13 protein-coding genes and 1 pseudogene are annotated in these 12,509 nt (G+C 61.1%); 5 read left to right on the top strand and 9 right to left on the bottom strand.

Going from position 1 to position 12,509, the window contains the following annotated elements:
* The first annotated feature begins 9 nt into the window (after positions 1–9).
* The gene (mmsB, locus tag ACQRAX_RS14300; RefSeq protein ID WP_412038454.1) at positions 10–897 is read left to right on the top strand and encodes a 3-hydroxyisobutyrate dehydrogenase; all 888 of its coding nucleotides are present in this window, start codon (positions 10–12) and stop codon (positions 895–897) included.
* Between the two features lie 85 nt (positions 898–982).
* Here the strand turns inward: mmsB and ACQRAX_RS14295 are convergent.
* The 8 genes and pseudogenes from ACQRAX_RS14295 to ACQRAX_RS14260 all read right to left on the bottom strand — a co-directional run.
* A pseudogene (locus tag ACQRAX_RS14295) lies at positions 983–1,057 on the bottom strand (cupin domain-containing protein); the annotation flags it as partial.
* A gap of 35 nt (positions 1,058–1,092) precedes the next feature.
* Positions 1,093–2,025 carry a phosphatidate cytidylyltransferase gene (locus ACQRAX_RS14290; RefSeq protein ID WP_412038455.1) on the bottom strand — a complete coding sequence of 311 codons (933 nt, stop codon included), beginning with the start codon at positions 2,023–2,025 and terminating at the stop codon, positions 1,093–1,095.
* 1 nt (position 2,026) lies between these two features.
* Positions 2,027–2,650, bottom strand: a complete 624-nt coding sequence (locus ACQRAX_RS14285; RefSeq protein WP_412038456.1) for a lysophospholipid acyltransferase family protein — start codon at positions 2,648–2,650, stop codon at positions 2,027–2,029.
* A 10-nt stretch (positions 2,651–2,660) separates the two neighbouring features.
* Positions 2,661–3,119, bottom strand: a complete 459-nt coding sequence (locus ACQRAX_RS14280) for a hypothetical protein (RefSeq protein WP_412038457.1) — start codon at positions 3,117–3,119, stop codon at positions 2,661–2,663.
* On the bottom strand, positions 3,116–4,435 hold the full coding sequence (locus ACQRAX_RS14275) for a phosphatase PAP2/dual specificity phosphatase family protein (protein WP_412038458.1): 1,320 nt from the start codon (positions 4,433–4,435) through the stop codon (positions 3,116–3,118). Before ACQRAX_RS14275 ends, ACQRAX_RS14280 begins: the two co-directional genes overlap by 4 nt.
* Entirely contained in the window at positions 4,432–6,189 is a 1,758-nt protein-coding gene (locus ACQRAX_RS14270) for a bifunctional alpha/beta hydrolase/class I SAM-dependent methyltransferase (RefSeq protein WP_412038459.1), read from the bottom strand. The genes ACQRAX_RS14275 and ACQRAX_RS14270 overlap by 4 nt, the downstream gene beginning before the upstream one ends.
* A 30-nt stretch (positions 6,190–6,219) precedes the next feature.
* Entirely contained in the window at positions 6,220–6,825 is a 606-nt protein-coding gene (locus ACQRAX_RS14265; protein WP_412038460.1) for a CDP-alcohol phosphatidyltransferase family protein, read from the bottom strand.
* 46 nt (positions 6,826–6,871) lie between these two features.
* Positions 6,872–7,804, bottom strand: a complete 933-nt coding sequence (locus ACQRAX_RS14260) for a LysR substrate-binding domain-containing protein (RefSeq protein ID WP_412038461.1) — start codon at positions 7,802–7,804, stop codon at positions 6,872–6,874.
* Positions 7,805–7,881: 77 nt separating this feature from the next.
* Here ACQRAX_RS14260 and ACQRAX_RS14255 point away from each other — a divergent pair, with 77 nt between their 5' ends.
* Complete coding sequence (locus ACQRAX_RS14255; protein WP_412038462.1) at positions 7,882–8,646, top strand: sulfite exporter TauE/SafE family protein; 765 nt, start codon at positions 7,882–7,884, stop codon at positions 8,644–8,646.
* On the opposite strand, the gene ACQRAX_RS14250 is transcribed toward ACQRAX_RS14255, so the two are convergent.
* Positions 8,636–8,950, bottom strand: coding sequence for a putative quinol monooxygenase (locus ACQRAX_RS14250; protein WP_412038463.1), 315 nt, complete (start codon positions 8,948–8,950; stop codon positions 8,636–8,638). The two genes, ACQRAX_RS14255 and ACQRAX_RS14250, sit on opposite strands and share 11 nt — an antisense overlap.
* 190 nt (positions 8,951–9,140) lie before the next feature.
* Between ACQRAX_RS14250 and ACQRAX_RS14245 the strand changes: the two genes are divergently transcribed.
* The 3 genes from ACQRAX_RS14245 (at position 9,141) to ggt (ending at position 12,480) form a co-directional block, all read left to right on the top strand.
* Positions 9,141–9,731, top strand: a complete 591-nt coding sequence (locus tag ACQRAX_RS14245; RefSeq protein ID WP_412038464.1) for an NAD(P)H-dependent oxidoreductase — start codon at positions 9,141–9,143, stop codon at positions 9,729–9,731.
* 67 nt (positions 9,732–9,798) lie between these two features.
* On the top strand, positions 9,799–10,695 hold the full coding sequence (locus ACQRAX_RS14240) for a LysR substrate-binding domain-containing protein (RefSeq protein WP_412038465.1): 897 nt from the start codon (positions 9,799–9,801) through the stop codon (positions 10,693–10,695).
* Positions 10,696–10,812: 117 nt separating this feature from the next.
* The gene (gene ggt, locus ACQRAX_RS14235; protein ID WP_412038466.1) at positions 10,813–12,480 is read left to right on the top strand and encodes a gamma-glutamyltransferase; all 1,668 of its coding nucleotides are present in this window, start codon (positions 10,813–10,815) and stop codon (positions 12,478–12,480) included.
* The last annotated feature ends 29 nt before the right edge of the window (positions 12,481–12,509 follow it).

Here is a 12,509-nt window from a genome sequence, read left to right as displayed (position 1 = left end):
GAGTTCATTATGCGTATCGCATTTATCGGCTTGGGCAACATGGGCGCGCCGATGGCGCGCAACTTGATCAAGGCCGGCCATCAGTTGAACCTGTTCGACCTGAACAAGACTGTACTCGCCGAGCTTGCTGAGCTTGGTGGGCAGATCAGCACTTCGCCGCGTGATGCTGCGCAGCAGAGCGAGCTGGTCATTACCATGCTGCCAGCCGCTGCGCATGTGCGCGGTGTGTACTTGGGCGAGGACGGCGTGCTGGCCGGAGTGCGTGCCGGGACGCCAGTGGTCGATTGCAGCACCATTGATCCGCAGACCGCGCGCGAAGTGTCGGCAGCGGCCGCCAAGCAAGGTGTGGACCTCGCCGATGCGCCAGTATCCGGTGGCACCGGCGGGGCGGCGGCAGGCACGTTGACCTTCATGGTTGGCGCCAGCGATGAACTGTTCGCCACCCTGCAGCCGGTGCTGGCACAAATGGGCCGTAACATTGTCCATTGTGGTGAAGTAGGTACTGGGCAGATCGCCAAAATCTGCAACAACCTGCTACTGGGCATTTCGATGATTGGTGTATCCGAAGCCATGGCCCTGGGCAATGCCCTGGGTATCGACACCCAGGTGCTGGCGGGCATCATCAATAGCTCGACCGGGCGTTGCTGGAGTTCGGACACCTACAACCCTTGGCCCGGCATCATCGAAACCGCACCGGCTTCGCGGGGCTATACCGGCGGCTTCGGGGCAGAACTGATGCTCAAGGATCTGGGCCTGGCGACGGAAGCGGCGCGTCAGGCACATCAGCCGGTGATCATGGGCGCATTGGCGCAGCAGCTGTATCAGGCCATGAGCCTGCGCGGTGATGGCGGCAAGGATTTTTCGGCAATTGTTGAGGGTTATCGCAAGCCGGAGTAAGGCATCGCCAGCAATGCTGGCTCCCCCAGGGACTGCGCACACTTTAATTCTGGAGGAGCTGGCGTTGCCAGCGACGGGTTGCCAATCAGGCGAAAACGAAATACTTGCGCACCGTCTCCACCACTTCCGGAGTGCCTTTCATTCCCGGTTCGATGACGAACGCAAACCGAAGCTTATCAATCAAGGTTGTAGCGCTTAGGCCCACCAGTAGCGTACGAAGTGGAAGAATACCGGCGCAGCGAAGCATACTGAGTCCATGCGGTCGAGCATGCCGCCGTGACCTTCGATCATATGTCCCCAGTCCTTCACTCCGCGGTCACGCTTGATTGCCGACATGACCAGACCGCCGGCAAAGCCCATCAGGTTCACAGTCAAGGCCATCAGCGCCGCCTGCCAGAAGCTGAAGGGGGTGATCCAGCACAAGGTGGCACCGATCAGGGTCGCCAGCGCCACGCCGCCGACCAGGCCTTCGACAGTCTTTGAAGGCGATAGATTAGGGGCGACCTTGTGCTTGCCGAACAGCTTGCCGCAGACGTACTGGAGCACATCGGAGATCTGCACCACGAGGATCAGCCAGGCAATCAGCAGCAGGTTGCGACCTTCGTATCCGGGTATATCCAGGGTCATCAAAGCCGGTACCGAGGACAGGCAATAGACCGCGATCATCAACCCCCATTGAACTTTCGAGGCCCGCTCAAGGAAGCGTGTGGTGTCGCCGCCGAAGCTGGCCAGGATCGGCAGCAGCAGGAACAGGTAGACCGGAATGAAAATGCTGAACAGGCCGTACCAGTCCATGGCAATCAACAGGTACTGCACCGGCAGGGCGACATAGAACGCCGCCACCAGCGCCGGGTAGTCGCTGCGTCGTGTCGGTGTGAGGGTGAGAAACTCGCGCAGGGCGTAAAACGACACACAATAGAACAGCAGAATCACCCCGAGCTTGCCGAACAGGAAGGCCAGGCCGATGACCAGGACCATCATCCACCAGGCGTTGATTCGCGCGTTGAGGTTGTCGATCACCGCATGCGGGCCCGGGCCCGCACGCCATTTGAGCAAGCGGCCGATCAGGCTGGCGAACAGCAGCAGGCCGCCGATGCCGGCGAACAGCGATAGTGTGTTGTTGTCCATCTCAGGATTCCTTCGGGGCCAGGGCTAACAGGGCCTGGCGGGCCCGGTCGAGAAACGCGTGTTTGCTTTCATCGGCCAGCAACTGCAGGGGCTCGCCAAAGCTCAAGGTGCAGAGCAACGGCAAGGGCAGGGCACGCCCTTTGGGCATGACTCGATTGAGGTTGGCGATCCACACCGGGATCACCTCCACCTGCGGGTTGGTGCTGGCGAGGTGGAACAGACCGCTCTTGAAGGGCAGCAGCGGCTCGTCGCTGAGGTTGCGGGTGCCTTCGGGAAAGAAGATCAGCGAGTCGCCTTGGGCCAGCGCCTCCTGGATTGGTTGCAAAGGACTGCTCTGGGCGTCGCTGTGTTGGCGATCGATCAGCACGCCATTGAACACGCGCTTGATCAGAAACTGGCGAATGCCCGGCTTTTGCCAGTAATCGGCACCGGCGACCGGGCGAGTGCGCTGGCGCAGAAGTTGCGGCAGCGACGCCCAGATCAGTACGAAGTCGCCGTGGCTGCTGTGGTTGGCGTAGTACAGCCGTTGCACCGGTTGCGGTGTGCAGCCTAACCACAAGGCGCGAGCGCCGGTGATCAGGCGGGCGACCGAGGTGATGGCAAAGGCGGTGAGGGCGGCGAGCATGACGAAGTCCTTATCCGGCGTAGTGAAGCAAGGGCAAAAGCACGATGGCGATCAGCGCGAGCACGGCCTGCACGGTGAAACACAGCACTTGTTGACGTAACAGGCGCATGGCCGCCCGGCTGCGCGTGGGCCAGTCACGGTTGTCGACCTGACTGGCCTTGAGGCCAAGGCTGAATAGCGACTGATCCAATGCCTGGGTGTGCTGCACCAGTTGCTCGCCGCAGGTGGCCAGCTGTGCAAACAGATCGGCATCCAGTGCTACGCGGACGGCGAAGAACTTCTGCAGCAGACCTGCCAACAGGAGTAGGGCGCACAGTGCGGCACTGAACCACGGGGAGTGCGCTCCGATCAGCAATGGCGCAAGGCCAAAAAACAGTGCCAGCAGGCTGATCCCGTCGGCCAGGCGCTCGATCTGACGACCACGTTTGAGTAGGCTGGCGACCACCGCCAGAGGCGTTTGGCCGGTCACAGGCAAGGCTCCGTTTGCAGGCGTTCGATCACCTGTATGTGCTGTGGGTGCAGGACCACGCCAGGGCGTGCCTGGCTAATGCGTTGCTGGGCTTGGCGGGCATTTGCGCAGCGCCCGCTGAGCACCAGCCAGGCCGCCACGGCGCTGGCGCTGCGTGAGTAACCGAGAGCGCAGCAGACCAGCACCGGGCCCTGTTTGCGCAGTTGCTCGATAGCCGCCGCTGCTTCCCGGCAGCGCTCGGCAGTGGGCACCACCAGATCAAGACTGGGCAAGGCGCAATACGCTTGGCCGGGTGCAACGGAGGCCGGCAATTCGGCACACAGGTCGACGATGGCGGCGAAGTGCGCGGCTTGGCCTTTACCCGGAATCCGCCCGAGGTATACCCCGTCGCACACTTGATCAGCCTCGGGGTGACGACGTGTCCACCAGCGTGAGTTGAGCCAGGCACCCATCAGGTAAGGTGCTAGCAGCCAGCGTGCGGCATAGGACAGCCGGCCATCAGCTCCCTTCTGGAAGCCTTCGGCACCCAATTGCGCATAGTTGAGCGCCACCACCAATAGCGCAACCGCCGGCCACAACAGCCACAAGGCGACGCCCGCGAGATACACCGCCAGTCCGCTTAACAAGGCGGCCACTGCGGCGTAACAAAGCGCCAAGCGCCAGCGTCGTGGGTCGCGGGTAAGCGCCCTATGGCGCAGCACCGGCTGGCTTTCGAGTGGCCACAACCAGACACACAGCACGCCCACCAGGGCGCCAGTGGGCAGGTCGATGAAGTGATGTTGCCAGGTGGTCAGCACTGACAGGCCAATCAGCGCCATCCAGCCATGCACAAGCAGGCGAGGTAGCCAGGCGTGGACATGCCGGGCGAACATCGCCCAGATGATCACCAGCAAGGCGATGTGCAGCGATGGCGCCTGATTGAATGGTTTGTCGAAGCCCATCAGCACATCGAACAGCAAACCGAATAGGCCATCCAGCGCCGGCCGCTCGACGCTGAAACGCAGCGGCCAGAGCAGAAAGCCAAGGATGCAGATCACCTGCGCACTGAGCAGGCGCAGGGCGTGGCGGTCCATTTCCCGACGGCACAGTGGCAGCAGGAACGACAGCCCGTAAAGCAGGTCGATCGACCAGTACGGGATGATGGTCCAGGGCCACAGCGGGATGCTGCTTTCCCAGTTGAATACCAGACTGCCAACGTCGCTGCGTCCTGCTGTGTAGGTGTTGCTCAGACCGTAGCTGAGGAAGAACAGCGGCCCGAGTAGCAGCAGCCAAAGCACGCCGCGCTTGATCAGACCGGGCTCTCGCGTGATGCTCATTCAACGACTCGCTGAGCCAGGCTGACACTGAAGATGCCCCACTGGTCGATACGCTGGCAGACCTTGCGAAAGCCTGCCGCCTCGACCAACTGATCCATCTCTACCTGACTGCGTCGGCGCATCACCCAGGCCTGGCCGGCACGGTGGCTGGTCAGGGCGCGGGCAATCATCTCCAACTGCGGGTGCCAGGGTTGACCGGTGTACACCAGGTAACCACCAGGCTCCACTGCCTGGGCCAGGCCGCCGAGCGAATCGCCGACCATCTGGTTGCTGGCGAACAGTTCGTACAAGCCTGAGACCACCGCCAGGGTAGGGCGTGGATCAAGGTTGGCCAGGCTCTGGGCATCGAAGGCATCGCCCTGGACGAAACGGGTAATATCGGCCAAGCCCTTTTCGGCGATCAACGCGCTGCCTTGCTGGACATTCAGCTCGCTGTAATCGCGCAGTAGGATCGACTCCGGGCGCTGTTCCAGGCCTTGCAACGCTTCGAGGATGTAGCGGCCATGGCCGGCGGCAATATCGACAATATCCACAGGCTTGCCCTGTTCGCGCAGGCGTTCAATAGCCAGACGCAGCAGTTCCTCGACATGCAGCTTGCGTTGGCGGATGCCGCGCCAGCCGATGGCATTGAGGTAGTTTTGGTCGATCATGCGCCCGATCGGCCCCTTGCCGGTGGGCTGGTTGCGATAGATGTAGTCCAGAGTGCTGCCGGAATCGAAGCCGGTGTCGAAACCTAATTTGACCCCGTCCGACAGGCTTTTGCCGAGTCGCAAGCCGGCGCGGGTGGCGCGCCAATAGAGGTCAGCCGGTGAGTTGCGTGGCAAAGGTGCGGCCAGGGTTTCGGCCTCGGCGCAGCTAGCGCCCAGTTGGTCGGCATCGAGCAGTGAAGGCCGCTGCGGCGTCTGGCTGAAACAGTGTTCGATAAAGCGGTGGATCCGCGCCAGCGCATGACTGCGGTCGCGCTCGCCAAGGGTGTCGTGGAAGAACCCGGGGAGGACGTGCTTCTCTTTGTGCACGCTACCCAGGCGGTCGAAGAACTGCTCTTGGGGTTGGCGCTTGACGACGAAATCTGCGCCGGAAATAAGCAACTGCGTCGGCACCTGGATCGCCTGGGCATCAGCCACCACGCGGTCAGCGGCTTCATACAGGCCAAGCAGCATGTTTACCGAAATCGGTCGACTGATCAGCGGGTCGCTTTCATACGAGGCGATGCGCTCGGGGTCGTGGCTGAGCAGGCGCGGCTTGACGTAACTGTTGACGAAGAAGTTGCCGCGCCAGGCACGCATCAGTTTCAGCCCAGGGCGGGCAAACGGTACGTACAGCTTGACCTTGAAGGCCGGTGAGGCGAGTACCAGGCAACGGACCTTGGGTGCATAGTCGTGGGCCCAGGCGGCGATCAGCACGGCACCGACGCTTTGCGCCAGCACGGCCATGTCCTCTTCAACGATGTCGTGCTCAAGGGCAATATGCTCGATGAAGGTCTGCACGTCGCGCACGCTGCAGGCAAAACTCGGGCTGTCGCCACGGGCGCCAGGCGACTGGCCATGGCCACGGGCGTCCCAGGCGAAGAAGTGGTGATCGGGCAGTTCAAGCTCATCGACCAGATGGGCCATACGCCCACCGTGTTCGTGGCCACGGTGGAACAGCACGACGGCGCGGCGTGGCTGATCGTCAGCAGCGCTGGCCGGCCAGTGGCGGTAATGCAGCTCGACGCCGTCGTGGGTGGTAAAACGCAGGGATTGAGCGTTGCGCATGGCAAATATCCTTATCTGGCACAAAGAGCTTCAGCGGGTTTGCGCCAGACCGCGGCTGACCCGGTTGTAGAGGGTATAGAGCGAGAGCAGCAAGATCACCAGCAGCACGCCATTGATCCAGGTTGCCGCCAACAGACCGGTGGCAACGCCGGCGCCGAGCACGCCGAAGACAAAGGCGCGGTCGCTCTTACCCATGGGGCCGTCGTAGCGCCGCTCAGCACCGACCAGCGGGCCCATAACGCCGGCGTATTCACTGATCAGCGCAGCGAGCACAACGACCACCACCAGTGCCGGCGACACGCCCGGCAGCAGGGCGAAGGGCAGGTATAAGGCACTGTCGGCGACCAGGTCGCAGAGTTCGTTGTAGTAAGCACCGAGCTTCGATTGCTGGCCGAACTCGCGGGCGAGCATGCCGTCAATGGCGTTGAGAGCCATGCGCAGCAGCATCCACACCGGCACCAGCGCGAACAGCCAAGTGGCAGGCGCGAGCCAGGCCAGTAACAGGCCGAGCACTACGGAAATCACGGCGGCGCTCAGCGTCACCTGATTGGCGCTCACGCCACGTTGGTACAAGCGTTCGACCGTCGGGCGCAATAGCGCTTGGAAGCGGGGTTTGAGCTGGTAGATCGACGGCACGGTGAAACTCCCTTTACGACTCGGTTGGCGATCAGTGCAGCAACAGCTAGGTGCGCGGGGGCGATTGTCGGTGGATTGCACCTGCCGGAGCAACAGCGCTGGCACTCAAACATTCCAGCAAGGTGCGCGCATGCCCAGGCAGGCTGGAAAAGTCACGACTGCACAGGCGCAACTGGCGCTTGGCCCAAGGCTCGCCGAGGGCCAGGCTGTGCAGCGTCAGTACGCCCTGCCAACGCTGCACGGCTGCCAGCGGCACGATGCCCAGGCCGGCACCATGGGCGACCATGCGGATCACGCCGTCAAAACCGTCGGCACGCACGCGCACCTGCAGGCGCTGTCCCAAGTGCAGGGCCTGTTCTTCAAGGTGCAGGGCCAAGGCGCTGTCCGCTTGCAGGCCGACATAGCCATGACCGAGGGTGTCGGCAAAACGCAGGCTGGCATGGTAGGCCAGAGGATGAGTGGGGGGCATGATCAGCATCAGTGGATCGTCGCGAAACGGCAGGGTCTGCAGGTGTTCACAGGTCACGGCGCTGGAGACGATGCCAATATCCGCCACGCCCTGAGTGATGGCCTGGACGATACGCAGGCTCGGTAGCTCGTGGATGTCGATGTTGATGGCCGGGTACTGCTCGAGAAAACCAGCGAGCAGTTCCGGCAGGTATTCGCTCAGTGCTGCCGTGTTGCACAGCAATCGCACCTGACCCTGCAGACCTTGGGCGTATTGCGCCAGGTCGAATTGCAGGCGTTCGACCTGCTGGGCAATCAACCGTGCATGCTGCAGCAGTGCCTGCCCGGCGGGCGTGGCCTGTACACCTCGGCGGTTGCGCTCGAGCAGGGGCGTGCCCAGTGAGCTCTCCATGGCGCGGATGCGTGCGCTGGCAGCCGGCAACGACAGGTGGCTGCGCTGGGCACCGGCGGTGATGTTGCCGCAGTCCAGCGTGTGCTGGAACAGGCGCAGGTCAATCAGATCGAAATGCATCAGCCTCTGCCTGAACAATAGTCTGGCTGAGTATATGGCAGATTTTCACTCTGAGTATCGAGGTGCAGGATAGCGCCATGACTACATTACTAGGCTTCTATCAGGAAATTGGGCCGGCACTGTCGCTGTTGGTGATCGTGACGTTTTTGCTGGCTGGAGCGGTCAAGGGGGTAATCGGCCTGGGCCTGCCGACCATTGCCATGGGCCTGCTCGGTCTGGCTATGTCGCCTGCGCAGGCTGCGGCGTTGCTGATCGTACCGTCGACCTTGACCAACCTCTGGCAATTGGCGGCCGGTGGGCACTTGCGGGCCTTGCTGAAAAGGCTATGGCCAATGCAGGTGATGATCTTTATCGGCACCCTGTTGGGCAGCACCTGGCTGGGCATCAACAGTGGCGAACTGGCGGCCCAGGCGTTGGGGGGCGCGCTATTGGTGTATGCGCTGTACGGTCTGTTTGGTCGAGGATTGAGCCTGGCAGCTGCGCATCAGCGCTGGCTCGGGCCGGTATGCGGACTGAGCACTGGGCTGGTCACGGCTTGCACCGGGGTCTTCGTGATTCCAGCGGTGCCTTATCTGCAGAGCTTGAGCCTGAACCGCGATGAGATGGTTCAGGCCCTGGGCCTGTCATTCACCGTCTCGACCCTGGCCCTGGCGCTCGGCCTGGCGGGCCAAGGCGCACTGGGCGCGCAAGCCCTGGGCGCGTCTTTGCTGGTGTTGGCGCCGGCACTGCTGGGCATGTTTTGCGGTCAATGGCTGCGTCAACGCATCAGTGCCGCGGTGTTCAAGCGCTGCTTCTTTATTGGCTTGGCCCTGCTCGGCGCGCATTTGTTGATCAGCGGCTAGCTGAAGAGGGACTAAGCATCTCGATCAACTGGATATCGAAGTCGCGTTCCAGGTAGTCCATGCGCGATTCGAAGAACTGCTGCATATGCGGCAGGGCAGAGTGCACATCCAGCGCGGCCTTGCTGGCCCAGATCTCGTAGAACACAAACAGGCTCGGATCTTCCTTGTCGCGCAGCATGTGGTACTCGATGCAGCCGGGCTCCTGACGGCTTGGCTCGACGTAGGCGCGAAACAGCGCTTCGAAGGCTGCGGATTTTTCCGGACGGGTTTTGGCTTTGAGGATGAAGCCGTATTGCTCGCTCATGAAGAAGCCTCTGAATGAAGTGGTGAATCGATTCTAAGGCAATAATAGGCAGTAGATTCGTGCTTTTTAGTCAAATGTATTTTGCCCCATTGCGGCTTTTTCCCCGCGACTCCGACCTCTACTCTGCCGCCATCAAATTCACTCGGTCGCAGGCTGACAGGCCTTGGATCGAACCCAGATGAGGCACACCATGAAAAAGATCCTGCTGCTCAACGGTGGTAAGAAATTCGCCCACTCCGATGGCCGTCTGAACGAAACCCTGCACGAGGCCGCGCTGGCGTTTCTTGATCGCGCCGGTTTCGACGTCAAAACCACCTACATCGACGGCGGTTATGACAACGCTGAAGAAGTGGAGAAGTTTCTCTGGGCGGATGTCGTCATCTATCAGATGCCCGGTTGGTGGATGGGCGCACCTTGGACCGTGAAGCAGTACCTGGACGAAGTTTTCACCGCCGGCCACGGCAGCCTTTACGCCAACGACGGTCGCACCCGTTCCGATGCTTCGCAGAAGTACGGCAGCGGTGGTCTGATCCATGGTAAGCAGTACATGCTCTCGCTGACCTGGAATGCGCCACAGCAGGCCTTTGATGACCCGAGCGATTTCTTCGAAGGCAAAGGTGTCGATGCGGTGTACTTCCCGTTCCACAAGGCCAACCAGTTTCTTGGCATGACGGGCCTACCGACCTACCTGGCGGTGGACGTAATGAAGCGCCCGAACGTCGAGGCTGCGGTGGCTGCCTACGAGCAACACCTGGCCGAGGTTTTCCAGGCCCAGGCCTGATGAAGCCTTGCGTTGACCACGGCAAGCGGCTATCTATCACGGCTGTTGACCATCCCGAGGTACAGTCGTGAAAGCCAGGTCCGATGAATTGCAGGTGTTTGTTTCGGTGATCGAATGCGGCTCGATTTCCGCCGCCGCCGAACAGGGCGGGCTGACGCCTTCGGCGATCAGCCGGACCCTGTCGCGCCTGGAAACCAAGCTCGGCACAACGCTGATCAACCGTACCACCCGGCGTATGGACCTCACTGAAGAAGGCCGCTTCTTCTTCGAGCGGGCCAAGTCGATCCTGCAGCAGATGGATGAGCTCGAAGAACACTTGTCGCAGCACCACCAGATACCCTCCGGGCGCCTGCGCATCAATGCTGCGTTGCCGTTCATGCTGCACGCCATCGTGCCCTGGGTCGGTGAGTTTCGCGCGTTGTACCCGCAGATCCAGCTGGAACTCAACACCAGTGACTTGATCATCGACCTGATCGAGCAAAGCACAGATGTTGCCATCCGCATCGGCGAACTGGCCGACTCCAGCCTGCATGCGCGCTCCCTCGGCTGCAGTCCGTTAAACGTGCTGGCCAGCCCCGAATACCTGGCGCGCCATGGCACGCCGGAGCGGGTCGAAGATCTGCACGCCCATTCGCTGTTCGGCTTCACCCAGACCGAAACCCTCAATCATTGGCCACTGCGGCATATCGAGGGTGATCGTTTGTTGATCCGCCCGAGCCTGTCGGCCTCCAGTGGCGAAACCCTGCGTGAGCTGGCGTTGGCTGGCGAGGGTATCGTTTGCCTGTCGCATTTCATGACCCATGAAGACATTCGCACTGGGCGCTTGCAGGTGATTCTGGCAGAGCACAGTAGCGGCTATCGCCAGCCGATCAATGCGGTGTACTACCGCAACTCGCAACTGGCCCTGCGCATTCAGTGCTTTCTCGATTTCATCCAGCACAAGTTGGCGATCTACGCCTGTTGAAGTCTCTCGCCGCGACAGAATTTATCTGTACGCGGCGATTTTTCCTACGGTGTTTGATTAGTTTTCGGACATAAGCCTTAATGGCTGTTCAACGAAAACAACACCAAGGAAGCTCTCATGCGCGTTGTGATGTTCCAAGCCCTGGGCCTGAGTGCCGCGATAATCGCCAGTTCATCGGCCTACGCTGTGACCCTGGAAGGTGGCGCGGTGGCCGCACCTGATCAATATGCTGCACAGGTAGCCGCCGATGTAATGAAAAAAGGCGGTAACGCGGTGGACGCCGCAGTCGCCACCGCCTTCACCCTAGCCGTGACGTACCCCGAAGCCGGCAACATTGGCGGCGGTGGTTTCATGACCCTGTACATGGATGGCAAGCCGTACTTCCTCGACTACCGCGAGACGGCGCCCAAGGCCGCCAGCCGCAACATGTACCTGGATGAAAAAGGCGAGATCATCGAAAACCTGAGCCTGGTCGGCTCCCGTGCCGCGGGTGTACCGGGGACGGTGATGGGGTTGTGGGAAGCGCACCAGAAATTTGGCAAGTTGCCTTGGGCCGAGCTGATCACCCCAGCAGTGGGCTATGCCAAGAACGGTTTCAAAATCGCGGCAAAGCAGTACCAGTACCGCGAAGACGCACTGGGCCTGTTCAAGGACAGTACCAACTTCAATGACTACTTCGGCAGCATGAAAGTCGGCGAGACGTTCAAGCAGCCGGAATTGGCACAAACCCTGGAGCGGATTGCCGACAAGGGTGTCAGCGAGTTCTACCAAGGTAAGACCGCCGACCTGCTGGTGGCGCAGATGCAGGCCGACAAGGGCCTGATCAGCAAAGAAGACCTCAAGGATTACAAAGCCGTATGGCGTGAGCCGATGGGCATCGAGTGGCGCGGCAATATGGTTTATACCGCACCACTGCCAAGTTCCGGTGGTATCGCCTTGGCGCAACTGCTGGGTATCAAGGAAAACCGCGCTGCTGATTTCAAAGGTGTTGACCTGAACTCGGCGCGCTACATTCACCTGCTGGCGGAAATCGAGAAACGCGTGTTCGCTGACCGCGCCGATTACCTGGGCGACCCAGCGTTCTCCAACGTGCCGGTGGATAAGTTGATCGCCAAGGATTATCTGGCCAAGCGTGCCCAAGAGGTCAATCCGACGGCGATTTCGGAAACCGAGAAAGTCCGTCCGGGCCTGGAGCCGCATCAGACCACGCACTTCTCGATCGTCGACAAACAGGGTAACGCGGTCAGCAACACCTACACCCTGAACTGGGATTACGGCAGCGGTGTTGTGGTTAAAGGCGCGGGCTTCCTGCTCAACGATGAGATGGACGACTTCAGTTCCAAGCCGGGTGTGGCCAACGCCTTCGGTGTGGTCGGTGGCGATGCCAATGCCATCGAGCCAGGCAAGCGCATGCTCTCCTCTATGGCCCCGACCCTGGTCACTCGTGATGGTCAGGTCACTCTGGTGCTAGGTACCCCTGGCGGTTCGCGGATCTTCACCTCGATCTTCCAGGTACTGAACAACCTGTACGACTACAACCTGCCGCTGGAAAAAGCCGTGGCGGCGCAGCGGGTGCATCACCAGTTACTGCCTAAGGACACCATCTACTTCGACGCTTATGCGCCGTTGACCGGCAAGGTTGCGGATGAGCTGAAGAAGATGGGCTACACCCTGGAAGATCAGGGTTGGGAGATGGGCGATATCCAGGCGATCCGTGTGAAGGGTACGGCCCTGGAAACTGCTTCCGACCCTCGTGGGCGTGGGGTAGGGCAGGTCGTTAAGTAAGTGTGAGCTTATCGCCGGCAAGACCGGCT

It is taken from the genome of Pseudomonas sp. UM16 (genome assembly GCF_050312595.1).
Lineage (GTDB): Bacteria > Pseudomonadota > Gammaproteobacteria > Pseudomonadales > Pseudomonadaceae > Aquipseudomonas.
This window is presented reverse-complemented; position numbering and strand designations above follow the sequence as displayed.